The sequence below is a fragment of the Botrimarina sp. genome, assembly GCF_040219535.1.
Taxonomy (GTDB): Bacteria; Planctomycetota; Planctomycetia; order Pirellulales; family Lacipirellulaceae; genus Botrimarina.
Genome location: NZ_JAVJSH010000029.1, coordinates 17,819 through 43,813 on the forward strand (window position 1 = coordinate 17,819; position 25,995 = coordinate 43,813).

26 protein-coding genes are annotated in these 25,995 nt (G+C 67.9%); 16 read left to right on the forward strand and 10 right to left on the reverse strand.

All coding sequences use genetic code 11. The features are described 5' to 3' along the window. The first annotated feature begins 21 nt into the window (after positions 1–21). On the forward strand, positions 22–1,548 hold the full coding sequence (locus tag RIC11_RS16265; protein ID WP_350213182.1) for a sulfatase family protein: 1,527 nt from the start codon (positions 22–24) through the stop codon (positions 1,546–1,548). On the opposite strand, the gene RIC11_RS16270 is transcribed toward RIC11_RS16265, so the two are convergent. From RIC11_RS16270 to RIC11_RS16290, 5 genes are all read right to left on the reverse strand, one after another. Next, complete coding sequence (locus tag RIC11_RS16270; protein ID WP_350213184.1) at positions 1,545–2,627, reverse strand: PIN/TRAM domain-containing protein; 1,083 nt, start codon at positions 2,625–2,627, stop codon at positions 1,545–1,547. The two genes, RIC11_RS16265 and RIC11_RS16270, sit on opposite strands and share 4 nt — an antisense overlap. A gap of 198 nt (positions 2,628–2,825) precedes the next feature. Beyond that, positions 2,826–3,983 carry a dGTP triphosphohydrolase gene (gene dgt, locus RIC11_RS16275; RefSeq protein WP_350213186.1) on the reverse strand — a complete coding sequence of 386 codons (1,158 nt, stop codon included), beginning with the start codon at positions 3,981–3,983 and terminating at the stop codon, positions 2,826–2,828. Between the two features lie 109 nt (positions 3,984–4,092). After that, positions 4,093–4,659, reverse strand: a complete 567-nt coding sequence (locus RIC11_RS16280) for an HIT family protein (protein ID WP_350213188.1) — start codon at positions 4,657–4,659, stop codon at positions 4,093–4,095. Further along, complete coding sequence (locus tag RIC11_RS16285; RefSeq protein ID WP_350213190.1) at positions 4,656–5,216, reverse strand: hypothetical protein; 561 nt, start codon at positions 5,214–5,216, stop codon at positions 4,656–4,658. Before RIC11_RS16285 ends, RIC11_RS16280 begins: the two co-directional genes overlap by 4 nt. Before the next feature lie 61 nt (positions 5,217–5,277). Continuing rightward, on the reverse strand, positions 5,278–5,700 hold the full coding sequence (locus tag RIC11_RS16290; RefSeq protein WP_350213192.1) for a GYF domain-containing protein: 423 nt from the start codon (positions 5,698–5,700) through the stop codon (positions 5,278–5,280). Between the two features lie 473 nt (positions 5,701–6,173). Here RIC11_RS16290 and RIC11_RS16295 point away from each other — a divergent pair, with 473 nt between their 5' ends. Both RIC11_RS16295 and RIC11_RS16300 read left to right on the forward strand, forming a co-directional pair. Continuing rightward, entirely contained in the window at positions 6,174–6,821 is a 648-nt protein-coding gene (locus RIC11_RS16295; RefSeq protein WP_350213194.1) for an ATP-dependent Clp protease proteolytic subunit, read from the forward strand. A 34-nt stretch (positions 6,822–6,855) separates the two neighbouring features. Beyond that, a complete protein-coding gene (locus tag RIC11_RS16300; protein WP_350213195.1) occupies positions 6,856–8,109 on the forward strand; it encodes a hypothetical protein in 1,254 nt (417 codons plus the stop codon). Here RIC11_RS16300 and RIC11_RS16305 read toward each other — a convergent pair. Continuing rightward, on the reverse strand, positions 8,099–8,761 hold the full coding sequence (locus RIC11_RS16305; protein WP_350213197.1) for a hypothetical protein: 663 nt from the start codon (positions 8,759–8,761) through the stop codon (positions 8,099–8,101). The two genes, RIC11_RS16300 and RIC11_RS16305, sit on opposite strands and share 11 nt — an antisense overlap. A gap of 514 nt (positions 8,762–9,275) precedes the next feature. On the opposite strand from RIC11_RS16305, the gene RIC11_RS16310 reads away from it, so the two are divergent. Next, positions 9,276–10,094 (forward strand): inositol monophosphatase family protein, encoded by an 819-nt coding sequence (locus RIC11_RS16310; RefSeq protein WP_350213199.1) that lies wholly within the window; start codon positions 9,276–9,278, stop codon positions 10,092–10,094. Here RIC11_RS16310 and RIC11_RS16315 read toward each other — a convergent pair. Beyond that, on the reverse strand, positions 10,086–10,661 hold the full coding sequence (locus RIC11_RS16315; protein WP_350213201.1) for a helix-turn-helix domain-containing protein: 576 nt from the start codon (positions 10,659–10,661) through the stop codon (positions 10,086–10,088). The two genes, RIC11_RS16310 and RIC11_RS16315, sit on opposite strands and share 9 nt — an antisense overlap. Positions 10,662–11,334: 673 nt before the next feature. Next, the gene (locus RIC11_RS16320; RefSeq protein WP_350213203.1) at positions 11,335–11,673 is read right to left on the reverse strand and encodes a hypothetical protein; all 339 of its coding nucleotides are present in this window, start codon (positions 11,671–11,673) and stop codon (positions 11,335–11,337) included. A gap of 528 nt (positions 11,674–12,201) precedes the next feature. Here RIC11_RS16320 and RIC11_RS16325 point away from each other — a divergent pair. From RIC11_RS16325 to RIC11_RS16350, 6 genes are all read left to right on the forward strand, one after another. After that, positions 12,202–12,486: a hypothetical protein gene (locus RIC11_RS16325; protein WP_350213204.1), complete on the forward strand. Its 285-nt coding sequence runs from the start codon at positions 12,202–12,204 to the stop codon at positions 12,484–12,486. Between the two features lie 173 nt (positions 12,487–12,659). Beyond that, the gene (locus tag RIC11_RS16330) at positions 12,660–13,346 is read left to right on the forward strand and encodes an ABC transporter ATP-binding protein (protein ID WP_350213206.1); all 687 of its coding nucleotides are present in this window, start codon (positions 12,660–12,662) and stop codon (positions 13,344–13,346) included. Between the two features lie 65 nt (positions 13,347–13,411). Next, a complete protein-coding gene (locus RIC11_RS16335) occupies positions 13,412–14,812 on the forward strand; it encodes an ABC transporter permease (protein ID WP_350213208.1) in 1,401 nt (466 codons plus the stop codon). A gap of 139 nt (positions 14,813–14,951) precedes the next feature. Beyond that, positions 14,952–16,688 carry a hypothetical protein gene (locus tag RIC11_RS16340; protein WP_350213210.1) on the forward strand — a complete coding sequence of 579 codons (1,737 nt, stop codon included), beginning with the start codon at positions 14,952–14,954 and terminating at the stop codon, positions 16,686–16,688. A gap of 46 nt (positions 16,689–16,734) precedes the next feature. Next, positions 16,735–17,463, forward strand: coding sequence for a hypothetical protein (locus RIC11_RS16345; RefSeq protein WP_350213212.1), 729 nt, complete (start codon positions 16,735–16,737; stop codon positions 17,461–17,463). Then, the gene (locus RIC11_RS16350) at positions 17,460–18,032 is read left to right on the forward strand and encodes a DUF3299 domain-containing protein (RefSeq protein WP_350213214.1); all 573 of its coding nucleotides are present in this window, start codon (positions 17,460–17,462) and stop codon (positions 18,030–18,032) included. The genes RIC11_RS16345 and RIC11_RS16350 overlap by 4 nt, the downstream gene beginning before the upstream one ends. Here the strand turns inward: RIC11_RS16350 and RIC11_RS16355 are convergent. Continuing rightward, positions 18,026–19,771 carry a hypothetical protein gene (locus RIC11_RS16355; RefSeq protein WP_350213216.1) on the reverse strand — a complete coding sequence of 582 codons (1,746 nt, stop codon included), beginning with the start codon at positions 19,769–19,771 and terminating at the stop codon, positions 18,026–18,028. The genes RIC11_RS16350 and RIC11_RS16355 overlap by 7 nt on opposite strands. A gap of 209 nt (positions 19,772–19,980) precedes the next feature. Between RIC11_RS16355 and RIC11_RS16360 the strand changes: the two genes are divergently transcribed. From RIC11_RS16360 to RIC11_RS16380, 5 genes are all read left to right on the forward strand, one after another. Continuing rightward, positions 19,981–20,463, forward strand: coding sequence for an SRPBCC family protein (locus RIC11_RS16360; RefSeq protein WP_350213218.1), 483 nt, complete (start codon positions 19,981–19,983; stop codon positions 20,461–20,463). Beyond that, positions 20,460–21,722: a BaiN/RdsA family NAD(P)/FAD-dependent oxidoreductase gene (locus RIC11_RS16365; RefSeq protein ID WP_350213590.1), complete on the forward strand. Its 1,263-nt coding sequence runs from the start codon at positions 20,460–20,462 to the stop codon at positions 21,720–21,722. Before RIC11_RS16360 ends, RIC11_RS16365 begins: the two co-directional genes overlap by 4 nt. Before the next feature lie 33 nt (positions 21,723–21,755). After that, the gene (locus tag RIC11_RS16370) at positions 21,756–22,940 is read left to right on the forward strand and encodes a cysteine desulfurase family protein (protein WP_350213220.1); all 1,185 of its coding nucleotides are present in this window, start codon (positions 21,756–21,758) and stop codon (positions 22,938–22,940) included. Between the two features lie 98 nt (positions 22,941–23,038). Further along, positions 23,039–23,746 (forward strand): 3-keto-disaccharide hydrolase, encoded by a 708-nt coding sequence (locus RIC11_RS16375; RefSeq protein WP_350213222.1) that lies wholly within the window; start codon positions 23,039–23,041, stop codon positions 23,744–23,746. Then, positions 23,743–24,228, forward strand: coding sequence for a methylated-DNA--[protein]-cysteine S-methyltransferase (locus RIC11_RS16380; protein ID WP_350213224.1), 486 nt, complete (start codon positions 23,743–23,745; stop codon positions 24,226–24,228). The genes RIC11_RS16375 and RIC11_RS16380 overlap by 4 nt, the downstream gene beginning before the upstream one ends. Positions 24,229–24,239: 11 nt before the next feature. Here RIC11_RS16380 and RIC11_RS16385 read toward each other — a convergent pair whose 3' ends face one another. Next, positions 24,240–24,950: a 16S rRNA (uracil(1498)-N(3))-methyltransferase gene (locus tag RIC11_RS16385; protein WP_350213226.1), complete on the reverse strand. Its 711-nt coding sequence runs from the start codon at positions 24,948–24,950 to the stop codon at positions 24,240–24,242. Positions 24,951–25,033: 83 nt separating this feature from the next. On the opposite strand from RIC11_RS16385, the gene RIC11_RS16390 reads away from it, so the two are divergent. Next, positions 25,034–25,939, forward strand: a complete 906-nt coding sequence (locus RIC11_RS16390) for an ExeA family protein (RefSeq protein ID WP_350213228.1) — start codon at positions 25,034–25,036, stop codon at positions 25,937–25,939. Positions 25,940–25,995: the final 56 nt, after the last annotated feature.

Below are 25,995 nucleotides of genomic sequence, written 5' to 3' on the forward strand. Positions count from 1 at the left end.
CCTATCGCAGGAGTCCAGTCCGTGTTCCGCCTCACCATCGCGTATGTCACTGCCGCCGCCACAGCATGCGCTTGTTTGGCGGCCGATCGTCCGAACATCGTGCTGATTTACGCGGACGACGTCGGCTACGGCGACGTGTCGTGCTACGGCCAGCAGACGCTCCCCACGCCGAACATCGACCGCCTGGCGGCCGAAGGCCTGCGCTTCACCGACGCGCATGCGTCGGCGGCAACTTGCACGCCGTCGCGGTATGCGATGCTGACCGGCCAGTACGCGTTCCGCCGACAAGACACCGGCATCCGCTCGGGCGCGTCGAACCTGATCATCGACCCGGCGACGGCCACGCTGCCGGGCCGGCTCCGCTCGGTCGGCTACGACACCGCCGTCGTGGGCAAGTGGCACTTGGGGCTGGGCGACGGGCCGATCGATTGGAACGGCTCGATCCACCCCGGACCCGAGGCGGTCGGCTTCGGCTACCACTTCCTGATCCCCGCCACGGGCGACCGGACCCCTTGCGTGTATGTCGAGCAAGGGCGCGTCGTGGGCCTGGACCCGGACGACCCGATCCAGGTTAGCTACGACCACCCGGTAGGCGACGACCCTACCGGTCGGGAGCGGCCGGATTTGCTGAAGCAGCAAACCACCCACGGGCACGACCAGACGGTCGTCAATGGGATATCCAGGATCGGCTACATGTCGGGGGGCCACAGCGCGCGGTGGGTCGACGAGGACATGGCCGACGTGATCACGTCCAAGGCGATCGAGTTCATCGAGCGCCGCCGCGATGCCCCGTTTTTCCTGTTCTTTTCGACGCACGACGTCCACGTGCCACGCGTGCCGCACGCGCGATTCGTCGGCGCCACGGGCCTCGGCCCGCGCGGCGACGCGATGGCGCAGCTCGACTGGTGTGTCGGCGAGGTGTTGCGCCGGCTCGACGAGCTCGGCTTGGCGGACAGCACGCTGGTCGTGTTCACGTCGGACAACGGTCCGGTCCTCGACGACGGCTACGCCGACCGAGCCAACGAGCAGCTTGGCCGGCACACGCCGGCCGGGCCCTTCCGCGGCGGCAAGTATTCCAAGTTCGAGGGGGGGACGCGCGTGCCGCTGTTGGTCCGGTGGCCGGGCCACGCGCCGGCCGGCGAGGTCTCGCCGGCGCTGTTCGGGCAAGTCGACCTCGCCGCGACGCTGGCGACGCTCGTCGGCGCGGACATCCCGGAGGGCGCGTTCACCGACAGCCGCAACGAGCTCGATGCGTTCCTCGGGGAGGACCGATCGGGCCGACCCTTCCTGGTGCACGAGGCGAACGGCCTCGCCCTACGCAAGGGCGACTGGAAGTACGTCTCGCCCGGTCCAACCCGCGAGCGGCTGGGTCCCTGGACGACGGCGAACATCGGCGACCGGGGCGCGCTCTTCCACTTGGGCGAGGACCCGTCGGAGGCGACCGATCTCTCGCAGCGCTATCCGGAGGTGGCCGCAGAACTCCGCCAGCTGTTGGCGGCGATCGTCGATGCCCCGGGACCCGAAACGAGCAGAGCTTCGCAGCGTTAGGTCGAGTCCGCCAGCTCGGCGTCGGCCGCGGCGTCTTTGCTGACCGCGGCCTCCGGCATCGAACGCTCGAAACGGGCGAAAACCATCCGCCCGGCGTTGGTCTGCAGCACGCTCGTGACCGTCGCGCCGACCTGCTCGCCCAGGTGCCCGCGACCGTTCTCGATGACGACCATGGTGCCGTCGTCCAAGTACCCGACGCCCTGGTGCGACTCCTCGCCGGGCTTGCTCACGCGTACGGTGACTTCCTCGCCCGGCAAGAACACCGGCTTGAGGGCGTTCGCTAGCTCGTTCAGGTTCAGCACGCCGACATCCTGGACCTTCGCGACCTTGTTCAACGCGAAGTCGTTGGTGACCACTTTGCCCTCGAGGTGCTTCGCGAGGAGCACCAGCTTCTGGTCAACCGGTTGGTTTCGGAACTCCGGCAACTCCCGGTCGAACACAACCAGGTCGATGTTCTTGTCGCTGCGGAGGCGGTTCAGGACGTCGAGGCCGCGGCGGCCGCGCATGCGGCGTTCGCGGTCGCTGTGGTCGGCGATGTGCTGCAGCTCGGCGATAACGAACTGCGGCATGACGAGTTGGTTCTCGATGACGCCTGTCTCGAGCACGTCGGCTATCCGGCCGTCGATGATCGCGCTCGTGTCAAGGACCAAGGGCTTCAGCCCCTTCGCCTTGCGCTGGAACTCGACGTACGGGATGATGAAGCGGAAGTCGTCCCGCGTCTGGAGCAGCACGCTCACGCAAGAATAACAAACGATCGACGCGAGTGCCAGCTGGAGGATCTCGACGAACTCCCTGAGCTCCTCGGAGGTCGGCAGGATCGGCGCGAGGGCCAGCTGGAACACATAGGTCAAGAAGAGCCCGATCAGCAGGCCGAAGTAAACGGCCGTGATCACGTCCAGCCGCTTGTTGCGGATCTGCGTGTCGGCGTAGATCACCGCGCCGGCGCACCCCATCACTCCGAAGAAGCTCATCCAACCCAGCAGCGGCGACTCGCTCAGCGGGATGTCCGAGGACGCGAGTTGGTAGCCGATACGCGACGCGATCATCAGGAAGACGAGCCTGAGGATCAGTAGCGGCATGGGGGATCGGGCGGCGCGGCGCCGCGGTGGAAGGAGGGCTCTTCGGCCGGCTGGCGGCCCGGCCGCTTCGGGCGGGCATGCAGGTAGTTTAACGGCCCGCGCTCGCCGGAACAGCGCAAGCAGACGCCGGGCCGACGCGGCGAGGGGCCGCTCGCCGCTCTATTTGTCCCAGCCCGCACGAGCCGCACCGCCCCGGGGTCACCCGGGCGGGCGACGCAGCACGGCGCGATCGGTCAGGCTCGCCAGGCAGTCGGCCACGGCCCGCTCGGGCGACTCCTCGTCGGCGATCTTGCGAAACAAGGGGGGAAGGGAGTCGGGGCGGGCCAGCCAGTAGTCGAACCACTCCGCCAAGGCGGCCGAGGCTTGGCGGCGGTGCGCGAGCACCTGAGGATGGCGGTACACGCGGGCGAAGAGCAGCGCCTCGAGCTCCTCGACCTGCTCGCTGACCTGCGGCGACAGACGCGCGATCGGGCCGGCGGCCCTCACGGCGGCGGTCGAGTCGAGCCCGCGGTCATGGACCTCGCGCGAGACCATCTCGTAAAGGTCGCTCACCTGCCGGTCGATCAGGTCGTGGACGGTCGCGCGGCGGAGGTCCGCCTCGTCCAGAGCCGCGTAGCGCCGCTGCATCCTGGCGACCGACTCGCGCCAAAAGCTCGCCTCCTCGAGATCGGCCAACGACAGCAGGCCGAGCTCGAGCGCGTCGTCCGCGTCGTGCGAGTCGTAGGCGATCGAGTCCGCCGCGTCGACGACCTGAGTCTCGAGGAGCGGCGAGGCAGGCCGCACGCGCGGGGGTTCGCCTTTCGCCGCGCCGGCGCGGGGCTTCAGGGCTCGGGCCGCTTGGCCTTCCAGAACCTCGGCCGAGAGGTTCAACCCCGGCCGGTCGGGGTACCTCCGCTCGAGCCGTGTGAAAATCCGCACCGCTTGATGGTTGTGGTTGAACCCGCCGGCGCCGGCCAGCCGTTGATCCAGCACCTCCTCACCAGCGTGCCCGAATGGAGGGTGGCCGACGTCGTGCGCCAGCGCGAGCGCCTCGACGAGGTCTTCGTTCAAACGCAGTGCTCTCGCTAGCGTGCGGGCGATCGACGCGACCTCGAGCGTGTGAGTTAGCCGGGAGCGGTAGTAGTCCCCCCATGAGCCGAAAGTTCGAGCCGTGTCGAGCGTGTCGAAGTCGCGCGAGAAGACCTGCGTCTTGTGGCTCAGCCGGCGGAAGGCCGAAGAATGCGTGATCCGGTCGCGGTCGCGTTGGTACGGCGAGCGGTAGGCGTGGTCCGGCTCGGGGGTTGCTCGACCGGCCGAATCGACCGCGTGCATCGCGTACGGCGCCAGCAGGACGCCTTCGCGCTCGACGTGATTCATCAATCGATCGACCAAGTTCCTCACCACACGCTCGCGTCCGCCTGCGTCCGCTCACGCGTCCGAACGCGTTATGAAATCCCCGACGACCGCGGACCGATCAGAGCACGGGTCAGTGTTCCGCGATCGCATTGCGGAGCAGTTCCCAAGCGGCTTCGAGCGATTGTGGGATGACTCGCACGCCCGCGAGCGTCGGCATGAAGTTGTGGTCGCCGGGCCAACGGGGCACGCAGTGCCAATGAAGGTGGCCCGGCACGCCGGCGCCGGCGATCGACCCGAGGTTCAAGCCGACGTTAAACCCACGCGCGCCGATCTGCTCGCGTAGCGCTGAGGTCAGGCGGCTCAGTCCACGCATCGCCGCCAGGTGCTCCTCATCGGACAGGTCGGCCAGTTCCGCGACGTGTCGCAGGGGGCTCACAAGCAAATGGCAGTTGCTGTACGGGTAGCGGTTGAGCAGCGTCACGACGTGGCCGTCGCGCTCGAGCACCAGCGACCGCCGATCGGCCTCGGCCTCTGCCGGTTCGCCCGCCGCCCGGCAAAGGAAGCATCCGCGCTCCGCGCCGGGGCGCCACGCTCTTGGCTCGGGCGGGGGCTCGGGCTGCTCGGCCCCCTTGATGTAGCCCAGCCGCCACGGCGCCCACAGGCGCTCGGTCGCGGCGGGGTCGGCTCGATCGGTCACGGTTTCTTCTCGAGCGAGGAGATCATCTGCTTGAAGCCGTGGGCGGCGGGGCCGACCACCTGTTCCGGACCAACCATCTTGAAGAAGTAGTTGCCGGCGCCGCCCGTTTCGACGATTGCGCCAAGCATCCGCCAGCCCTCGCGGGGCGTCTTCGGCCCGAAGGGTCCGCCCGCGCTCTGCAGGTACACTCCGGAGATGTCGACAACGGTCGCTTTCATCCCGTCGACTTCTAGCTGCTCGGTGTCTGCTTGGGAGCGATCGGCGCCCCCTTCGGTCCCTTGGAACTGCCCGATCCAGCGGGCGATGTTTTGCTCGACGCTGCCGCCAGCGGTCATCACGGTCAGGCGGGCTGCTTCGGCGTCGGCGCCCTGCGGGGCGGGGATCGAGAACTCTTTCTCAATCATCTGCATCTTGGGCTCGACCACCTGCCACGCACCTGGCGCCGCGGCGACAAACCTCCCGCCGGCGAGCTCGACCCGTTGCTTGGCGGCGTCGTCAGCGGCGGCGTGCTGCTGGGCGTGCGCGGTGGCTGCTGCCGCCGCGACGAGAAGGAGCATCCCGCAGACGGGGCGGAGATTTGAAAGTCGGCTCATGAGGGAACGGCTCTCGAGTTGATGGCTAGGGAGCGACGACCGGTGCGCCGGCGGGCGGGCCGGACCGCGCCAGCCAGACCAGCATAGCGGCAAGACCGACGCAAGCGACTGCTAGGATGACGACGGTCCACCGCCGACGCCGTGCCTGAAGCTCGCGACGCTTTGCGTATCCGCCGAGCCGCTGGTCCAGCCTGGGGGGCGGCGCCCCGGCAGACTCCGGCTCGGACACCGCACCCGCCGAGGCCGCCTGCCCGCGCTGCGGCGGCGGGTCGCCCGCCTCGAAGCCGACCGGCAGCGGCGCAGGCAGCTCCGCGATGGCCTCCTGCGCGGTTCGCCATTGCTCCCAACCGGTTCTCCAGACGAGCGCGTCGGGCGGCACCCGGCCGGCGACAATCCACTGGGCGAAAATGACCGGCACGGTCGGCCCATGCTGCTCGCCGCCGGGCATGGCCAGCCGCCATTCGACGGCCTCTGGGTCGTCGAGGGGCGGGAAGAGTTCGGGAGGAAGCGGCGGCGTCGGGCCGGAAAGGGACGGCTGCGCCGCCGGGACGGCTGCCTCGATCCCGCACGCGGGGCAAACTACTCTTGAGCCAGCCAAACGGCGGGCGACGCGCAGCGGGTGTCCATTCGGACAGAGGCACTGAATAGGCATGGACACCCTCCGCGATCGACAAGGGTTCGACTCGCCCGAAGGCGGTCTGTGAGCCAGGCGACAGCGTCGCTGGCGCCGGTTACGCAGGATCTGACGCCCTGGGAGGGATTGGTCTCGCCTTTCTTGTTCCGCAAAAACTAGAGTGTTCCGCACTTCTTCCCTAGACTGCAAGCTACCGCAATTCGAGCCGGCTACCCGCAACCCGGGCGGCCCGACCACCCATTCGGGCTGGTCGCCGCATTCCTCCCAGCGTCAGCGACCCCACGCCGATGAGAACCGTTCCCTACGACGAAGGCCCGGACGACGAGGGCCCAGAAGGAGACGCCCCGCTCGAGATCGCTATGGTCGGGGACCTGACCGATAGCGAGGGCGACCTGACCGATCGGCTGCTCGGCGTGGCGCCGGGCGAAGAGTGCACGATCTATTTCGATTCGCCTGGCGGCAGCCCGTACTGCGCGATGTCGCTGATGTCGCTGATCAAACTCCGGCGCCTGCGGGCGACCGGGATCGTGACCGGCGAATGCTCTTCCGCGACGCTGTGGCCGTTTGCCGCTTGCGAGCGGAGGATCGTCACGCCCTACAGCGTCCTTCTGTTCCACCCGATGCGGTGGCAGAGCGAAGAGAACGTGGGCCTCGCGGAGGCGGCCGAGTGGGCGCGACACTTCGGCGATCTCGAGAAGCAGATGGACGAGCTGCTCGCCCAGATGTTCGGTGTCGACCCGAAGCTGATGGACGAGTGGATCAACCCCGGCAAGTACGTGAGCGGCCGCGAGATCGCAGCCGCCGGCATCGCTGAGCTGGTTGAGTTCAATGACCTAGCGAAGCTCTGCCCCACCACCGACCGGACGGGCGGGGGCGAGGGGGCGTCGGGGGCGCGGCAGAAGAGCCGGCGACCCGCCGCGCGCCGCAACAACTGAGCCGATCGGCTCGGGGAGCAGGAGGCTCCGACAAATGGCCCTTCGCCAGCTTGCGACCGCGCACTGCTGTGTCTGGGTCGTCGCTCTAGCAATAGGTTGCGGCGACTCGAAGCTTGAAGTGCAGTTCGCGAAGCTGCAGCACCCGAGCGGGGCTCGCGCGTCGGCGAATCCTCGGCTGGTCGAGCTCCTCGACAGTATCGGCGAGCAGGGGGGGCTTCCGGCGCAGCTCGATTCGCCTCTCGGCTCCGAATGGCAGAATGTCGCCGCGGGTCTCGCCGACGCCTACTCCGCCAAGACCCACGCGGCCTTAGCGCCCGTGCTCCAGCGGGTGCTGGCGCCGGAGTCCAATGCGGCTGAGCGGCGGCAGTTGCTCCACCGCCACGCCGCATTGCTGGACGAGACGCGCCGCGTGGTCGATCGGCCCGACTGCCAGTGGGATGTCGGCCACCGGTGGGGCTTCTTCGCCCGCATGAGATACTTGGACGACGCCCGATTGGCGAGCCGGTTGCTGTTGGCGGCAGCGCTCGCGGCGACGGCGCCGGACGAAGCGCCGGCTGCGCTGGAGCACGTTCAGCGTTCGCTCCGATTGGCGGACAGCCTGTCGACAGTCGGGCGTATCGAAGCTCGCGTGCTCGCCGCCTCGATCCGGGAGGAGACGCTCTCCGCGTTCCGGCGCTTGGCTCTAGAAGGGCTCTGGGATGGGGGAGCGGCGGAGGTGGTCTACGGCCGGCTCCGCGACAGTTTGGCCGACTGGCCATCCGACACGCGGATGCTCATCGGCGAACGAGCCACGGTCGTGCACGCTTACGAGGCGATCCGCATCGGTTGGCTCGACCGGCTCGTGTCGCCCGAGGAACGCGATCGGCTCGAGAAGGAGAACCAACTCGTCGAGCTGAATTCGGCGAGCGACGAAAGGATCGACGCCGACGAAGTCGTTTACCTGGAAGTGCTGAGCGGCCTGATCGATGCGGCCGACACGCCGTATCACGCGCGTACGGACGCGGTTTCCGAAGCTTTCCGGGTGGCGGACCAGGCGGAGCCGCTCTTCGCCCAGCGCTTGTTCTTGACCGACCTCGAAGAAGCGACGCGGATCGCTGCCGCAGACCGCGCACGGTGCGAAGTCTGGACGATCGCTCTGTCTGCCGCGGCGGGCTTGCGGACGCCACCGTTCCGGGTGTGCCCGCTCAACGGCGAGCCTTACCAGATCGAGATCAAACAGGGCTACGTCAGAGTGTCGGCCGGCGCCGGTGGGCCAGGGGATCTCACGTTGCCGAAGTTCACGCTGTAAGCGGCGGCGGTGTCGCGTCGAACGCGGCGAGGGCGGCCGCGAGGCGGTGGTCATTGGCCTTGTCGGTCGCGACGAACGCGGCCACGCGGCAGCGCCGTATCACGCCTTTTTCTAGGAACGGTGGCGACAGCCCCACGATGCAAGCGTCGCCAACCACGCGCACCGTCGCGTCGACCGCGTCGGAAGGGTGCGGGGCAATCGCGACGGTCTTGTCGCTGTCACGCACGATAACCCATAACCCGCCTGCGAGGCACTCCGGCACATCCTCGGCCGGACTCGAGAGCACGAGCTCGGGGCGGGCGTCGAGCAGGTCGGTCTGCAGCGAGAGTGTGAGGGTGATGCGATGCCAACCCGAGTCGAGGTATCCCGACCACTGGAGTGTGGTTCTGAAGGGATAGTCGGTGGAGGCCGGGTAAACGGCTACCAAGTCCTCCTCGCGCGCGAACACCTCAATGGATGGGGAGAAGCTTCCCATCGGCGGCGACGCGCCCAAAACCCCAGCGGCGACCAGGTCACCGCCACGAGTCACCAGTCGTAAGCCGGCTTCGGGACGTGACGGATCGATGCGAGCGGACAGAGAGCCGAGCGCGAGCTCCGCGTAGCCTGGGGCCGTCGTCCACCGCGCTGGAAGGGGGGCTGTCGGGTCCTGCATTCCTTCGTTGTGCTGGCTAGCGGATCGACGCCCCGGCGGCAGGTCCCGCGGGTCGTCGTGGCCCCTCGATCCGGTTCGAGCCGGCGCCGGAGGCGCAATGGTCGGGCGAGCGGGGACCGGCTGGCGGCCGGGGAGTGTCCCCTCCGAACGCCGCTTTGCGGCGTGGAGAGCAAATAAAAAACCCCGCCGCACACCCGAGGGTGCAACGACGGGGCCGGAACAGAGAAGAGGCCTTCGCTTCGGGACCGGGATAAAAGGGATTAGGCAATCGCCTCCCGCAGATGAGCGGGAAACTCCATTGGCTCGGCCTCTCCGAACCACCCGGGATAATAACAGAATGCCCGGCCGTGTCCACACTTTTGCGGCCCTCGGGGAGAAAATCTCGCAGCTTGGCTTTCCGTGCGGGATTACGGCGGTTCAGAGGGTTGACTATCCGGCAATTCCCCTACAGTTTCCGCTCAGCCGCTCCCCCCGCTCCGCCAAGCGGGCCTGCTCCCCTGCTTGAGTTTCGCCCATGGCCTCAGAAGCCCTCGAAGATTGGACGCCAGACAGCCTGAGAGAGATCGCCGTGGAGGCGGCCCGCCTCGGAGGGCAGACGTTGCTAGCTTGGCGAGAGCGCTTCACCGCGAAAGAGAAGGGGCCCGCCGACCTGGTCACCGACGCCGATTTCGCGTCGCAAGAAGCCGTACGCAAGTTGCTAGCCGATCGGAGGCCGGACGATCACTTCGTCGGGGAAGAGAAGATCGGCGTCGACCAGACCCGGCCGGGTCCTGGTGAAATCGGTTGGATCGTCGACCCGCTCGACGGCACGGTGAACTACGTCCACGGCTTCCCGGCGTTCGCCACAAGCGTCGGGGCTGTCATCGACGGGCAGCCAGTGGCCGGCGCCATTTACGACCCTCTCCGGGAGGAAATCTTCTCGGCGAGCCGCGGCGGCGGCGCTTGGGTCAACGACACGCCACTGCAGGTCAGCGGCGCCGCGTCGCTCGGAAAGTCGTTAGTCGCGGTCAGCCTGCCGCCGCAGGTGACCGGCGATTCGCCGGACATCGCCGCGTTCGTCGACGTGCTCGAACGGGCCCGCGCGGTGCGCCGGACCGGGTCCGCCGCTCTCAACCTGGCCTATGTGGCCGCCGGCCGCCTCGACGCCCATTGGGCGCATGTCATCTACCCGTGGGACGCGGCGGCGGGGGTGTTGATCGCTGCCGAAGCGGGGGCCACGGTGAGCAATTGTGCGGGGGGGCCCTTCGATGTCTGGAGAGCGGACTACCTGGTCGCCTCGACGGCCGAACTGCACCGTGAGCTGTTGGAGATGATGAGCAGCCGTTCAACGTAGCCCGTCGCGGGCGAACGTGCGCGGCAGCGTGTTCTCGACAACGCGGCCCATCTCGTCTTGGGTGCGTCGCTGCCCCACCGAATGCCAAGCTCCCACGTCCGCCATCTCGGGCGCGACGTCGACCACCTGTTGCTCGAGCATTTGCGCCATCCGAGTAGCCGCCGGCGAAGCGTTGAGCTCGACTAGGGCCTTGATCGTTTTCATTAGCCGGAGCCACTTGGCTCTCTTCATCACCGGCTCCGAGAGCGGCGCGTTGTCATCGACGAGCAGGTTGCTGAGGGGAACCTCGAGCGCCCGCTCCCACCGCGCCAGGTCGCTCAGCTTGAGATCGCTGTCGGGGCGCTCCTCGGCGCGCACCTGCTGCATCGGCACGCCCATCCTTCGGGCGGCGCTGCGTACGGACACGCCCTGCTGCCGGCGGACCTCGGCGATGCGGTGCCGTCGGTTCGGCAGCGACTCGGTTGGCGTCGCCGTGCCGCGTCGCAATGCGGACGCCTTCTCGTTCGAGTCCGCCGAGCGGCCCACGCTGAAGACGGCGCCAGAAACGTAATTCTCTGCCAAGCTCATGGTTGGCCTCCTCTCTCGTTCCGCGAGATAGAAAAGATTCTGCGAAGCCATGCGGCGTCGCGGCGAGTGGCGTGCTACCCGGGGCTCACCGACCAGCACACCACCCTCTTGCGTCGAATAGTAGGAGCGGCGGCACACGCCTACAAGGAACGTAAACGCCTGTGCGGAAACGGTTTATGGCAAGCAAAGGGTGGGCGATGCAGAATGAGACGATTCCGGCCCAATGGACCCCCACTGCCACGCGAAGTGTGCGTTTTCGCGGCGCCCGACCGTTGCGAAACGCGGCGGCGGAAGATTTTTCGATATTTTTTTGCGCAGACGATCCATCCGTTTCCTTGACGCATCCGCCGGCGAATCGCCGCGGCGGGTCTCGGGCACAAACCCGGAGGGTGGATCAATAAGGTGGCCGTTGCTGACTTGACGGCTCACTCTCCACGGCTCGGGACCGGAGAGTGGCCCACGACGACTCCTTCGCGGGCGTCCGAAAGAAGAGTCGAAAAAGCGACTGCCGAGACGCGTTGTGGCGGTCGGCGACTCATCAATCGCCTCTCGCCGTTGCGAGTGACGCAGCGGCGTCGTAGCGTTCTGCGCAAAGTAGAAATAGAAAAGCCGCGGCCTGAATTGGCCGCGGCTCAGATCCGACTCGGTCGGCTCTCCTTGCTGTTCGCTATGTCTACTCGAGCTTTCCGAGGGCGCGCAACAAGTCTTGGGCTTTGTCCACTCCGCCGACTTTGTCCGCAAAGTCACGCGCTTCGATCAACGAAGAGATGCTAACCGTGTCGGCGCCGCTACGCGGCTTCGGGCCGGGCTTGCCTTTGCTCTTCTTCCGCTTCTTGCCACCCTTCTTGCCGCGCAGAGCGGCTTTCACATTGCTCACAAGAGCCGGGGCCACGTCGATCCCCTTCTTCTTGAGCTCCTTAACTACCTCTGTGGGCCCCGCGTCGGGTTTATCGGCGAGGTACTCCCGGATGGCAGCGCTCTTGTTCGGCCCGCTGGCGCGTTTCTTAGCCACTGTTCATTTCTCCTTGGGTCACGTGTTGCCGACAGGTTTAACTCGGCAGGGTTGCTTGCAGTAGCCCTACTTGACACAAACTCGTCGCGATCTGCCACCCCTGCCTAGGCGAACTGCCTTTACAACGGGCGTTGACTTCGCGCGCACTCCAGGCGAGAGGATTGTTCAGGTCGTACGGCCCTCTCATGGCGGCCGCGGCCGTGAGTTGTGACGGCCACCCGCACCCGGTTGCGTGCGTGGGAGCGCGCCGTCGCGGTCGCTGTAACGCCGAGTAAATCGGCTCCAAGTACAGCATCGGAAGCAAATTGATTGCTGCGGCTTCGAGAGCCCCTACTGCGCGTCGCCGTTCTTGCGTCAGCCGCCCACGTTGCGGAGTAGTAGGCCGTCCCGGAAATCGCACGCGACGGGCCTCTACTTGGTGAAACGGCACGCGGAGCTTACCATCAGCAGCCGAACGCAACCGCCGGTTGTGAAGGGGGCGTCGGTATTCGAAAGGCCGCGCCCGAGGCCCGTCGGGGATGAGCACCTATGGCTTGGCTTTTCGAGCGAACCGTTGAGGCGGCGGCATGGGCGGCGCTTGTGGCGGGATGGGTGTCGCTGGGCTTTGCCGTCTACTGGTTCTACTGCTTTGTGGCTACTCTTGGCGCCGAGCCGAGCTTGGCGATCGGCGGGGGTGAAATTGGCGGCCCGGACTACGGGTTGCTGCGGGACGCGGGCGAAGCGGCCGGGGCGTTCGTCGGCTTTTCGCTCGCCCTCGGTGGCTTGGCTTGCGTCGATCGCATGTTGTTCGACGCGGACGAGCCGCAAAGCTAGTGCGGGTCAGCCTTTGCACTCCAGTTCACGCCTAAGGCCCGCCTGCCGCGTCGACGCTTCGAACAAGCCGCCGAGCCGCGTCGTATTGAATGGATTCGGCGGCCCGGAGTCGGACCCACCCCCGAGGCGTTGATCCAAACGCCTGAGCTTCACCGCGTACCTGCCCCGTAGACATGCTGTTGCTGGAAGACGTCCGCAAGAGTTATCCCCAGCCGGGCGCCACGCCGCTGGCGATCCTGGACGTGCCTCGACTGGAAGTGATGGCCGGAGAGCAGGTCGTGATCCGGGGCCGGAGTGGGTGCGGCAAGACCACCTTGCTGAACGCGATCGGTGGTCTCACCGCGGTCGATTCGGGCTCGGTCCAGGTCCGAGGGCGGGACCTCACAAAGCTGGCCGAGGCAGCCCGTGATCGGTTCCGCGCCAGACACATTGGCTACGTGTTCCAGACCTTCAATCTGTTGGCGGGTTTCACCGCGCTGGAGAACGTGCTCCTAGGGATGACCTTCACCGGCCAATCTGCCGATCCGGAGCGGGCTCGGTCGCTGTTGGACCGGGTGGGGCTGTCCCACCGTGAGCACCACCGCCCGATGGCGATGTCGGTCGGCGAGCAACAGCGCACCGCGGTGGCCCGAGCGCTCGCGAACAAGCCGGTGTTGCTGTTGGCCGACGAGCCGACGGCGAATGTCGATCCGGCTCACCAGCAACAAATAATCGATCTGCTCCGCGGCGCCTGCCGCGACGAGGGGGTCGCGATGTTGCTGGTGACGCACTCCAACGAGGTCGCCGCGCAATTCGATCGCGTCGAGCAACTCGAAGAGATCAACCGCGTCGTGGCGGGCGCGCCGACGGCCGCGGTTTAGCCGCCGGACTGTTGGAAGAAGCGGTGCTAGAAACCCCAGCGCGAACCTCAACCTCTTAACCACTGATGTCTCTCTGGCGGATCGCCTGGAAGAACATGCGGCAGCGGGGCGTCGCGTCGACGCTCACCGCCCTCTCGATGGCGCTCGGCGTGGCGGCGATGATCGGGGTGATCGTCATCCACTCCGTCGCAGTGCGACAGTTCTCCAGCGACGCCCAGGGCTACCACCTGATCGTCGGCGGCAAGGGGGGCGACACACAGCTCGTGCTGAGCACGGTGTTCCACCTCGGCCAGGCCCGATACACGATCCCGTACAGCTTCTACCGCGAGTTCACCGACGGCCGGCACGCGTCGCTGGTCCAGACGGCGGTTCCCTACTGCCTGGGTGACAGCTTCGACACGTCGCGGGGCGAGGAAGACTCCGGCGGCGACCTCTTCCGTGTCGTAGCGACCACACCAGACCTGTTCGACACCCTCAGCTACGGCGCCGACTCCGAGGGCAACCCGCTGTCGTACGGGTTCCGCGAAGGCCGCAACTTTAAGGCGGATCGCCCTTTCGAGGCGGTTCTCGGCTCGGTGGTCGCGGCGAAGTCCGGGGTGCGGGTCGGCGACACGATCAACCCCACCCACGGCATCGGAGGCACGGGCGACCGTCACGACGATTTCAAAGTGGTCGGCGTCCTCGAGCCGACGGGCACCGCCAACGACCGCGCCGTGTTCGTGAACATCGAAGGCTTCTACCTGCTCGACGGCCACGCCCTTTCGCCGGAAAGCGACGGCGCCAAGTCAACCGAACCCGCGAACCGAGGCCCGGTGGGCCAGCCGCAGATAGCCGACCCCCGCGGCGTGCTCCCGCCGCCGGTGTTGTACGACAACGAAGGGAATGAGATACAGCCGCTCCCCGAAGCGCAGCGCGAGGTCTCGTCGATCCTCGTGCTCTGCAACAGCGTGATCGGCCCTCAGGTCCTCGCGACGACGATCAACAAGGACCCCGACCGGTCCTTCCAGGCCGTGGCGCCGGCGCGCATCGTGGAAGGGCTGATGCAAAACACGGTCAAGCCGATCCAGGTGGTCTTGTTGGTCCTCACCGTACTGATCGTCATCGTCGCCTCGATCAGCATCCTCGTGAGCATCTACAACTCGATGAGCGAGCGCTCCCACGACATCGCCGTGATGCGCGCGCTCGGCGCGAGCCGGACGGCCGTGATGCTCGTCGTGTTGGGCGAGTCGGTGCTGCTGTCGCTGGCCGGCGGCGTGGCGGGCATCGCTCTGGGACACGCCTTGGTCGCGGCCGCGGCGCCGTACGTCGAGGACCAGACCGGCATCCGGCTGGCGTTCTGGGAGTTCGATCCCTGGGAGCTGGCGGTGATCCCGTCGCTCGTGGTGTTGGCGGCGCTGGCCGGCCTCCTGCCGGCGATCTCCGCGTACCGCACCGACGTCGCCAAGTCGCTCTCGGGCGCGAGGTGAGACTCGGGCCCCGGCCGGTGGCGAAGCGGCACGGCGCCCGCCGGCTTTGCCAGCAGATCGGCCGTTGCCAGCCTCCGCCGGGCAGCGACAATAGGGCGAGACCCTTCCGCTCCAACATCTCTCGACTCCAAGCCGAGCTATGCCCTACCGGACGATGACGCTGGCCGCCTTGCTGGCCGCCGCCGGCGCGGGACGAGCTAACGCCTGCCCGTTCTGCGCCGCCGAGAGCCGCACGCTCAGCGAAGAGATCGCCGACAGCTCGGTGGTCTTGCTCGGAAAGCTGGCCGCCGCGGCCGAAGCGGGAGACCGCCTGCGTGACTCCGGCGTGCCGGCGGGTCTGGTCGACCCCGAAACCGGGAGCGCCACTTTCGACGTCGTGAAGGTGCTCGTAGGGAAGCCGTTCATGGAGGGAGTCGAGCAGATCCAAGCGATTTACTTCGGCGAGCCGGACCTAGAGCGGAAGTACTTTATCAGCGGGGTGGGCTCTCCTCCGGATTGGGCGGTCCCGCTGCCGCTGTCGGACGTCGCCGCCGAGTACGTCCCGAAGCTGCTCGAGCTGCCCCCCGCCGGGGCCGAGCGACTCGCCTTCTTTCAGCAGTACCTGCAGCACGAGGACGCGCTGCTCGCCCAGGACGCCTACGACGAGTTCGCCCGCGCGCCGTACCAAGACGTCGTCGATCTCGGGCCCCAGATGGATCGCCGTCAGCTGATGGCGTGGGTCGAAGACCCGCTCACCAGCCCGAGCCGTCGCCGCCTCTTTCTGACGATGCTCGGCGTCTGCGGGGAACCAAAGGACCTCGAGCAATTGCGTGAGATGCTCGCGTCTGACAGCCGGCGATTGGCATCGCTGGCGGAAGGGGGCGCGGCCGCGGCGATCTCTGTGAACCCCTGGATGCCAGTCGCCTTTCAGCCGGAGGCGATCCGGATCGCGGAGCGACAGCGGAAGCTCGGGCTCGACGCCCTGATCGCCTGCTACTTGACACTCGCCGGCAAGCACGGCGACCCGGTCGAGGCGCTCGACCTGGTCGACCGGCGGTTCCTCGCCGACCCTAAGGCGGACTACTCGAACGTGTACGCCGCCCTGCAGGCCTTGCGGTTTCTTGCCGAAGAGCAGACCGAACTCGTGCCCCTCCCGCGGATCCTGCAGTCGGCTCGCTTGCTGCTGAGCAATCCCCAATTCGCCGACCAGGTGATCCCCGACTTGGCGCGTTGGGAGGACTGGACGCTCGTCGATCGACTCGAGCAGATGTACCGCGAGTCCTTCGAAGACCGCGAGGACGCCCCGGTCAAGTACGTGAGAGAGCCGATCATCACCTACCTCGACGTGGCGGCGGGGCAGTCGGGCGAGGTCGGTGAGTCCGCCGAGGCCGCGCTTGCGAAGATCGAGGAACTCGACCCCAAGACAGTCGAACGCGCCCGCAGCCTTCAGGCGTTTGGCATGCTTGGGGCAGCGCGAGCGCGGCAGGTCGACGCGGCGGAGGAATTCGTTGCGGCGCAGAAGTCGCGAGCTGAGAGCCCGGGCGGCGGCGAGCGGACAACTGTGGCGTCGGCCGGCCCCGACGAGATGCCGCCAAACCCGATCGAGACGCCGCTCCCCCGCGCTGCCGGAGGGGACCGCCGCGACGTCAATCCCCAGGTGAGCCAAGCCGAAGCATCAGACCCGAGGGCCGTCGCTGCCGAGCCGGAAGCGGGCCCGGCGGCGCCCGCGAGCGGAACGCCCGAGAGCGACCCATCGAGAGCTGCAGCGAAAACACCGGCGGGGCCACCCGCTGTGGCGGGACGCCCGAGCCAAACGGTGCTCGTTGGCGTACCCTTGCTGGGGGCGGCCGCGTTGGTCGGCCTGTTCTGGTTGATACTCCGCGGCGGCGTCGCGTGACGCCCGTTCCGATCCTGCCCTGTAACGCATCGCGAAGCGCAAAGCCATGTCGATCTCCGCCCTGAAACCCGCCGAGGCCACCCCGCCCGCCGAGGTCGACGACTCGCTGGAGTATCGTTCGGTCCACTCGTTCGCGGTCGTCGGGCTGCTGGTCGGTGTGATATCCGCCGTGGCTCTCTTCACAGCGGGCCGGAGCCTGGAAGCGACGCTGTTGATGGCGCCGATCCCGATCGCGGGCCTGATCGTTTCGGTGCTCGCGCTGCGGTCCATCGCCGCCGCCCCGGAGACCTACACGGGCCGCCCTCTGGCGATGGTGGGCGCGGCGTTGTCGGCTTTCTTCCTCGTCTCGAGCGTGGGCTATTCGAGTTATGTCTACGCGACCGAGGTGCCCGACGGGTACGAGCGGCTCAGCTTTGTCGAGATGAAGCCGAGCGAACGCGACCAAGCCGCGGGCCGCTTAGCGCCGGCAGAAGTCGACGAGCTGATCGACGACGGCGACCCGGTCTTCATCAAGGGTTACATCCGGCCCGACTCCTCGTCCGTGAAGAAGAACATGCGGAGCTTCCTGCTCGTTCGCGACAGCAACGAGTGCTGCTTCGGCGACCTCTCGAAGGTCAAGTACTTCGACCAGATCCAGGTTGACCTCGTCGGCAAGACGACCGACTTCCACGGCGGGCTCTTCCGGGTCGGCGGCAAGCTTAGCCGGGGCCCCGGTGAGCCAACGCTCGGCACGCCGATCACCTACCACCTGAAAGCGGACTACGTCGAGCCGTGAACGGCGGCGCTCGCTACTGTCGACCGCTGCTCGCCGGGTTCGCCGCTGCGCTCGTGGCGGCGCTCGGATGCGACGATCGCCCGTCGCCGCCGGTGGCCAGCGTCGAGCCCGGCGCCGGCGGTCGCGTCAAAACGTCGGCCGATGCGGAGCCAGCGCCGGCGAAGCCCCCCGCCAGCGAACCGCGGGACGCTGCGGAACTGCTCGACAAGAACTTTGACGACATCAAGTTCGAGATGGAACTCGGCGCCCCTTTTGATCGGAGCTTGTTGACCGACGCGGTGCGCGATCTCGACGGGCGTCGGATCCGGATCCGAGGCTACATCCTTCCTACCGCGACCAAGAGCGGCATCAAGCAATTCGTCCTCGTGCGAGACAACCAAGAGTGCTGCTTCGGCCCCGGCGCGGCGTTGTTCGACTGCATCCTTGTGACAATGGCCCCGGGCGAGACCGCTCGGTTCTCCGTTCGGCCCGTGGCCGTGGAGGGCCGCTTCACAATCGACGAGTTCCTCGGCCCCGGCGGCTACCCGCTGGCGATCTATCGCATGGACGGTGAACGCGTCGACTACTGACACGCCATGCCTCGGCGTGGCCTGCGGGTCACGGCGGCAGCGGAGAACGCAACCAGGCCCGCCAACGCGGTCGGCTCGGGCACGGCCTGCGACGCAGACGCGGTCGCGCCGTAGTTGGCCGACCAGACGTCGTAGTCCGACTGGTCGAACACCGTGCCGAGCCCGTCGCGCCAGACCGTGTAATCGGCGGCGTTGACGACCCCGTCGCTGTTGTAGTCGCCCGGCAGGCCGCTCGTGTCGATGCTCACTTCGAGCAACAGCGAAGTGCCGGTGTTGACGAGGCCGAGCTCGCGGCCGCCGTCGAGCGTCGGCAGCAGCGGGGGGATGAACGACCCGGTGATCGCGCCGGCCTCCAAGAGGGTGAAGGTCTCGCCGAGATCGGGCGAGAAATCTTCCGGCAGGTCGAGCTGCAGTTCTCCCGCTAGGGCGGCCGTGCCGCTCACACTCAGCGGCGCCCCGCCGAGGTCCTCGTCGGTGAAGGCAAGCGACAAGGTGCTCGCCGCGGCGAAGGTCGCGTCGCCGAGGAAGAGGACGTTGCCGCCGGCCAGTACGTCGATCGAGCCGCCGTTGTCGGTGAAGTCGTCGTGGAAAGTGAGCACCGCGTCCCGCGCGACGATCACCGAGCCGGTCGCTTGGTTGGCGACCTCGCCGTGGATCGAGCTGGCGCCCTCGGTGGCGGCGATCACGCCGGCGTTGGAGGCCCCCTCGACGAAGCGCACCGTGCCAGACCGGACCTCGATCCGCCCGGGCTCCAGCGCGGCGGTCCCCGCCGAGTTTGTGAACGTCTCGAGCGTTTCTAGTTCGCTGCCGAGTACGCGGATGCTCCCTTGGTTCGAGACGGCGTCGTCGAACGTCAGGCGGCGACCCGCTTCGTTGGCGTCGACGCGGCCCGTGCTGGCGATCGCTACGGTCCCTGAGCCCACGCCCCGCACCAGACCGTACCCTTCGATCACGCCGGCGACGCCAATGCCGTTGACGAGCAGCACGCCGTCGGCCAATTCGAGCCGCCCCTCCAGCCCGATCGACGCGGTGGCGCCCGAGCTGTTGTCGGCGTCGACCACGGCGCCATTGCTGATCGAGAGCGTGCCGGCGCCCAGGCCCCCGATCGTCAGGTCGTCGGCCGAGCGGAGCCGGGTCTGAAACCCGTCGACGGTCAGGTAACCGACGCCGCCGCTCGCGGCGCCGATCGTGATGCCGGCGCTGGTTGTGTCGCGGGTGCGGACCACGGCGCCGCCAGAGATGTCCATCCAGGCGAGGCCCTCGTTGCCAATCACCAGGTCCTGGCCGATCGACACGAAAGTAAGCGGGCCGTCGACAATCGCGCGACCGACGGAAGTCGGCTCGTAGCCTACGATCATGTCGCCGGAATCATCGAGGAGATCGAGGGTCGCCCCGTCGTCCACTAGGAGATATCCGTCCCCCTCCCGACCCACCTGGAACGCCGGGTCGAGCGTTGAGCCAGCTCCCTCGACCTCGAGCAAGGAGCCAAAGCCAGACACGACGAGCCGGCCGAGGAATCCTTCGTCGCTGCCTACCCAGACCTCGTCGAATTGCAGCGTCGAGCCGCCTTCGATGAACACGCTGCCCCGGGGGTCGACGTCCTCAGGGTCGGTCCCGACGCCGATCTCGAGGGTGTCCTCCACGTCGCCATCGCCAGGCCCCGTGGGCGAGACCGACCCGACAAACTGGATCTGGCCGAGCAACGGCGATGCTGCCAACGCCGTTGCTGCGGCGATCATGGGGGCAAGCCTGCGGATTCCGGCCATCGGTCGCGTCTCCTCGAGTGGTTACCGCCTAGCGGCCTCGCTGCGAGCCCGCCCTGAGACCCTATTTCAATCGGCAGTGCCCGTGCGGGCAAGCGGAACGCGCATCCGGCCCAGATGGCCAGTCTTTCCACGCGGCGCCACGCCGGCTTCGGAAAGCCGGGTATCCTTCTGTAATGTCGCCTTTGAAGATCGCCGAGCGGATCGCCGCACCGCCGGAGCGTGTCTTCGCCCTAGCGACTGACTCGGAGCACGCGGCAGATCGAATCCGCGGGATCGACTCCATCCAAATCCTCACTCTAGGCGATGTTGGTCTCGGCACGCGCTGGCGTGAAACCCGCATGCTGATGGGGAACCATGCGACCGTGGAATTGACGGTTGGCGACTTCCGGCCGGGCCGGTCGTACACGACCAAGGCCCGCGCCTGCGGATGCGAGTGCAAGGGCTTTCTTACCTGCGAGCCCGTTAACGGCGGGACACGGCGGCCGATGACGTTCGACGCGCAGCCCACCTCGATCGGCGCGCGGGTCGTGACGACGCTGTTTGCGCCCCTCGATTGGCTGATGCAGCGACAGGCACAGCGACGCCTGGCCGAAGACCTCGCCGACTTGTGCCGGGCGGCCGCGGGCGCCGAGCGCCATCGCCGTCCCGAGGAGGCGCTGCCCTGACCGACAGTTCCCCTCTCTACGACGCGCTCGTCCTCGGCGCCGGGGCCGCCGGCTTGCTCTGCGCGGCGCGGGCTGCCGAGCGGGGCAAACGCGTCCTCGTGCTGGAGAAGAACAATAAGGCGGCCGTAAAGGTTCTGATGTCGGGCGGGACCCGCTGCAACCTCACCCACGACGCCTCGCCCGGCGACATTGCCGACGCCTACGCTCGGCTGGCCGGCGGCGCCGAGGGCAAGGCCAAGGCCCGCTGGCTCCGCCCCGCCCTGGCGCGCCTGACGCCCGACGCGCTGATCGCCTTGTTCGCGGCCGAAGGACTCGCCACGAAGATCGAGTCCACAGGGAAAGTGTTTCCGGAGTCCGACCGCGCCCTCGACGTTCAGCGTGCCCTGCTCCGCATGGTCGCTAGCAGCGGCGCCGAGGTGGCGCTCGGCGAGGCGGCGCTGTCCGTAGAGCGATCAGCCGGCGGCTTCGTCGTCGCCACGAGCCGGCGAACGCTCCGGGCGCGCAACGTGGTGGTCGCGGTCGGCGGCCGCTCTTGGCCCGGCTGTGGCACGACCGGCGACGGCTACGCTTGGGCGAAGGCGCTAGGCCATCGCGTTGTCCCGCCGAGGCCGGCGCTCGTGCCGCTCACTTCTACCGAGAGATGGGCGCTCGATCTACAAGGCGTCACGCTATCCGATGTGCGGCTGAGATTGATCGAGGGTGAGCGCGGCGACGTTCGCATCGATCGCCGGGGCTCCCTGCTCTTCACGCACTTCGGGCTGTCGGGCCCGGTGGCGATGGACTGTAGCCGATTCGTGACCCAGCGACCGGACGCCATTCAGTGGCGAGCCGTGCTCGACCTAGCCCCGTCCGTCGGCGAGGAACAACTCCAGGAGAGACTAGCCGAACGCGGCGGCCAGACGGTGTTGTCGCTGCTCGGTGAGGTGGTTCCCCGGCGCGTCGCCGAGGCCACGCTCGGCCAAGCGGGTGTCCCGCTAGAACGCCGCTTGGCCGAACTCTCACGAGCCCAACGGCGTGCGACGGTCGACGCCGTCAAACGGCCGACGCTCCGCCTGGCCGGATCGCTCGGCTTCAAGAAAGCCGAGGTGACCGCCGGCGGCGTCGACCTGGACGAGGTGGACCCCAGAACCTGCCAGAGCCGCCTCGTGCCGGGCCTGTACTTTATCGGCGAGGTGCTCGACCTGGACGGGCCGATCGGGGGCTACAACTTTCAGGCGGCATTCAGCACAGCCGCCCTGGCGGGCGACTCGGTCGCTTGAGTACCGGCGCCGACGGCGTCGTATACTCGCGGGATGCCTGCCCGAACGATCTACCTCGACCACAACGCCACGAGCCCCCTGTCGCCCGCCGCGGCCGAGGCGATGCAAGCGGCTTGGCGCGAGGCCTTCGCCAACCCATCGAGCCAGCACGCGGCCGGTCGGGTCGCACGGCGAACGCTCGAAGAGGCCCGCGCTCAGATCGTTCGGTTGCTCGGCGGGGACCCGTCCGGGCGGTCGCCGGACCGTCTCGTCTTCACGTCTGGCGGCACCGAAGCGAACACGCTCGCCCTGCGCGGCCTGATGACCGCCTCGGGTAAGGAGCGGCTGATCATCTCGGCGATGGAGCACCCTAGCATCCAAGCGACCGCCGACGCCCTCGCCGACGAGGGGTATCGCGTCGACCGCATCGGTCTCACGAACGCAGGGGTTGTGCGGCTGGACCAGCTCGAAGGGCTCCTCGCCGAGGCCAGCCGCGAGGTGGGGCTGGTTTCTGTCATCGCGGCGAGCAACGAGACCGGGGTCCTCCAGCCGATTGGAGCAATCGCCCAGCTCTGCGCATCGGCCGGCGTGTGGCTCCATACCGACGCGACACAGCTCGCCGGCAAGCACCCCCTCGAGTTCCGCTACCGGAATCTCACGGCCGCGACCATCGCTGCCCACAAGTTCAACGGCCCGCTCGGCGTCGGTGCATTATTGCTCGCTCCCGCTGCGACGCCCGCGCCGGTGCTCCGGGGCGGATTCCAACAAGCCGGGCTGCGTGCGGGCACCGAGTCGGCTGCTATGGCGGTCGGCATGGCCGTCGCGTTGCAGGAGTGGGCCGACAAGCGGACCGAGCGTGTCCGGCGGCTCCAAGACTTGCGGGACGAGTTGGAGCAGGGCCTCGCCGCGTCGTGGCTCGGAGGGGCCGTCGTGTTGGGTTCAGACTCCCCGCGGCTGGAGCACACGACCTGCGTCGCCTTGCCCGGCGCGGATCGGCAGGCCCTGGTCATGGCGTACGATCTGGCCGGCGTGGCGTGCAGCACCGGCTCGGCGTGCGCGAGCGGCTCCACCGAGCGTTCGCCGACGCTGCTCGCGATGGGCCTCGACGAAACCCTCGTCGATTCGGCGGTCCGCTTCAGCCTCGGGGCGACGACCACCGCCGCCGAGATCGACGACGCCGTGCGGCGTATTGTCGCCGTGAACCGCCGCCTCCGGGCGGGGACGGCCGTGTGTGGCTGACTTTCGCTCCGGGGGGGGCGCCGGCGCCGGCGGGGCGGGTTGTTTACTATGGTGGTTCTTACCAACACGCTTCTCATTCCCCGATCGCTCCTCTCGATATGTTCCGCACCCTCTGTGTCCTGCTTACCTTCGCTTCGCCTTCGTTCGCCAGCGATGATTTTCGGCCGTTGTTCGATGGCGAGTCGCTCGACGGGTGGACCCAACGCGGCGGCGAGGCTCACTACACGGTCGCTCCCGAAGCCCCCGGCGGAGCTCAGATCGTTGGGACGAGCGTCGCAAACACGCCCAACTCTTTCCTCTGCACGGATCGCGACTACGCCGACTTCGTCCTTGAGTTTGAGGTGAAGGTCGACCCGACTCTGAACTCCGGCGTTCAGTTCCGCAGCGAGTGCTACGACAAGCCGACCACGAAAGAGGTAAAGGGCTCTAACGGAGAGGTCAGCGAGCGTAAGTTCCCCGCGGGCCGCGTCCACGGCTACCAGGCCGAGATCGATCCCTCGGATCGCTCATGGTCCGCCGGCGTGTACGACGAGGGCCGCCGCGGTTGGCTCTTCACCCTCGACGGCGACGAGCACGCCGACGCCCGCGCCGCGTTCGACCGCCGCGGCTGGAACCACTACCGCATCGAAGCGGTCGGTCCTCAAATCACGACCCACATCAACGGCGTCAAGGCCGCCGACTTCACCGATAGCCAGACCGCCGAGGGCTTCATCGCGTTGCAGGTTCACAGCATCGGATCGAAGTCCCAGGAGGGCGCGCAAGTCCGCTGGCGCAACATCCGGATCAAGGAAGTCCAAGCGGAGTGACCCCGAACTTGCGCTGCGTCGTCGAGATCGATACGCCGGTCGGGCCGATGACGGCGATCGCCGACGAATCGGCCTTGCTAGGGCTCGATTTCGGGCGGTCGCAGCCCACCACGTGGGGAAACAGGGTCACCGAGCAGACCGCGGCCGAGTTGGCGGAGTACTTCGCGGGAGAGCGACAGCGGTTCGGCGTGCCGCTCGAACTACTCGGGACGCCGTTTCAGCGGCTAGTTTGGAGCGCGCTGCTGCAGATCCCCTATGGGCAGACGCGTAGCTACCGGCAGCTGGCAGTGGCTATCGGCGCTCCGACGGCGGCCCGAGCGGTTGGGAACGCCAACGGCCGGAACCCGATCGCCATCCTCACGCCCTGCCACCGCGTTGTACGCGCCGGCGGCGAGCTCGGGGGCTACGGCGGCGGTGTCCAGCGCAAGCGACACCTCCTCGAGATCGAGGCGCAGGCTCTGGGCTTGAAGCTGTTCGCCTAGATGGACGAGCCTCAGGGACAGCCAAACCGGGCCGCCGCCGCGATCGCGGCGGTTTCGACTCTCAGGATCGCTCTGCCAAGCGACACCGCGCCCCACCCGGCCGCTTCAGCTGCCGCAACTTCGTCCTCGGTGAATCCCCCCTCGGGCCCGATCGCCACCGCGACCGGACCCTCGACCGAAGTCGCGGGCGCTTGCCGGTCGCGGTGCGGGTGGGCGATTAGCCGACGGTCTGCATCGCACCGTTCAAGGAATGCTTGCAGCGGTGTCGGCTCGTCGATCTGCATTAAGCGGTTGCGTCCGCATTGCTTGCTCGCTTCGATGACGGTCCTGCGCAGCTTCTCGACGCCCGACGCCTTGGGCTGGGCGACGCTCCGCTCGGTCACGAGCGGCGTCAGACACGCCACCCCCAGCTCGGTCAGCTTTTCGACGAGGACCTTCTGGCGGTCCCCTTTGGGCATCGCCACGCCGAGCGTCACCCTGACTGGCGCCTCGCGGTCGATCGATTCGGCCGCGGTGACGACTAGCTCGATTTCGCTCCGCGCGACCGACCGCACCACGGCCGTGTACTCCCAGCCGGTACCATCAAACAGCGTGACGGCGTCCCCCGCGCCGAGACGCATCACGCGCGTCGCGTGGCGGGCCTCGTCCCCCTGCAAGCGGCACACGCAGGGCTCGCCGCTGCGGTACACAACGGGCTCAGGACAGAAAAAGCGTTGGGACACAGCAGGCCACTACGGCTGGGTGCTAGCAGAGGGCGAGGCGCTTGTCGGCTGAGCGTGAAGCCGGGCCGGCGGCGATGCCGATTATGCCGTTGGGTCCGCGCGTCTGCACGGCCCTCACCCAAGACTCACGACGCCCGGGGGGCGACATGTACCTGCAGCATTGGGGCCTGGACCGTTCTCCCTTCGCGACGATCGCTTTCGGCGAAGGCCGGTCGGCCGACGGGCGAGAGGCCTACCCCACGCACGCGCTGGCCGAAGCAACGGCGCGCGCCGACTACCTCGTCAGCCAGCGACGCCGCGTCGGGGTCCTGCTCGGGGGGCACGGCTGGGGAAAGACCAGCACCGCGGCCGCTGTCGCCGCCGAGCAACGCCGCAACGGCAGCCAGGTCGTGCTGCTCGACGCGGTGGGAGTGACCGCGCGGGAACTCCTTTTCCGGGTCGCCGAGGGGTTCGACACGCAGCCCGATCCGGGCGACTGCCAGATGCGGCTGTGGCGGCGGATCGAAGACCGTCTCGCAGAGAATCGCTGGCAAGACCGCGCCACCGTCCTGATCGTCGACGACGCCGAGCAGCTCGGGCCCGACTCGCAGCAGCAACTGGTGCGGCTGGCGCGGCTCGAGAGCGACCCGGCGTCACGCTGGACGCTGCTGCTGACGACCTCGCCGGAGTCGCTCGAGCGGCTCTCGCCGCCGTTGCTGCACCTGATCGACCTGAGGATCGACCTCGCTCCCTGGGACGCATCGGACACCGTCGGCTATATCCAGACCTCTCTGGTCGATGCGGGCCGCTTCGAGCCGATCTTCTCGGAGGCCGCTCTCAGCCTGTTGCACGAGCTCACACGGGGTGTCCCCCGGCACGTCGCGCGGCTGGCGGATTTCGCCCTGCTGGCGGGCGCCGCCAAGCACGCCGACGGCGTCGACGAGGCGACGATCGAGCAGGCGTTCGCCGAGATGAAGTGGACCCCCGGCGGCATGGCCTTGGCAGGGTGAAGTGGCGCGACGGGCAAGCACGCCTGTGAGGGCGAGCGTGTGGCGTGGGGGCAAAG

Excerpts from the sequence above, each read along its gene's own strand:
- RIC11_RS16270 (WP_350213184.1), bottom strand. The coding sequence starts at position 2,627 with ATGCCGCTACTGATCCTCAGGCTCGTCTTCCTGATGATCGCGTCGCGT.
- dgt (WP_350213186.1), bottom strand. The coding sequence starts at position 3,983 with ATGAATCACGTCGAGCGCGAAGGCGTCCTGCTGGCGCCGTACGCGATG.
- RIC11_RS16285 (WP_350213190.1), bottom strand. The coding sequence starts at position 5,216 with ATGCTCCTTCTCGTCGCGGCGGCAGCAGCCACCGCGCACGCCCAGCAG.
- RIC11_RS16290 (WP_350213192.1), bottom strand. The coding sequence starts at position 5,700 with ATGCCCGGCGGCGAGCAGCATGGGCCGACCGTGCCGGTCATTTTCGCC.
- RIC11_RS16295 (WP_350213194.1), top strand. The coding sequence starts at position 6,174 with ATGAGAACCGTTCCCTACGACGAAGGCCCGGACGACGAGGGCCCAGAA.
- RIC11_RS16300 (WP_350213195.1), top strand. The coding sequence starts at position 6,856 with ATGGCCCTTCGCCAGCTTGCGACCGCGCACTGCTGTGTCTGGGTCGTC.
- RIC11_RS16305 (WP_350213197.1), bottom strand. The coding sequence starts at position 8,761 with ATGCAGGACCCGACAGCCCCCCTTCCAGCGCGGTGGACGACGGCCCCA.
- RIC11_RS16310 (WP_350213199.1), top strand. The coding sequence starts at position 9,276 with ATGGCCTCAGAAGCCCTCGAAGATTGGACGCCAGACAGCCTGAGAGAG.
- RIC11_RS16315 (WP_350213201.1), bottom strand. The coding sequence starts at position 10,661 with ATGAGCTTGGCAGAGAATTACGTTTCTGGCGCCGTCTTCAGCGTGGGC.
- RIC11_RS16325 (WP_350213204.1), top strand. The coding sequence starts at position 12,202 with ATGGCTTGGCTTTTCGAGCGAACCGTTGAGGCGGCGGCATGGGCGGCG.
- RIC11_RS16330 (WP_350213206.1), top strand. The coding sequence starts at position 12,660 with ATGCTGTTGCTGGAAGACGTCCGCAAGAGTTATCCCCAGCCGGGCGCC.
- RIC11_RS16335 (WP_350213208.1), top strand. The coding sequence starts at position 13,412 with ATGTCTCTCTGGCGGATCGCCTGGAAGAACATGCGGCAGCGGGGCGTC.
- RIC11_RS16340 (WP_350213210.1), top strand. The coding sequence starts at position 14,952 with ATGCCCTACCGGACGATGACGCTGGCCGCCTTGCTGGCCGCCGCCGGC.
- RIC11_RS16345 (WP_350213212.1), top strand. The coding sequence starts at position 16,735 with ATGTCGATCTCCGCCCTGAAACCCGCCGAGGCCACCCCGCCCGCCGAG.
- RIC11_RS16355 (WP_350213216.1), bottom strand. The coding sequence starts at position 19,771 with ATGATCGCCGCAGCAACGGCGTTGGCAGCATCGCCGTTGCTCGGCCAG.
- RIC11_RS16370 (WP_350213220.1), top strand. The coding sequence starts at position 21,756 with ATGCCTGCCCGAACGATCTACCTCGACCACAACGCCACGAGCCCCCTG.
- RIC11_RS16375 (WP_350213222.1), top strand. The coding sequence starts at position 23,039 with ATGTTCCGCACCCTCTGTGTCCTGCTTACCTTCGCTTCGCCTTCGTTC.
- RIC11_RS16390 (WP_350213228.1), top strand. The coding sequence starts at position 25,034 with ATGCCGTTGGGTCCGCGCGTCTGCACGGCCCTCACCCAAGACTCACGA.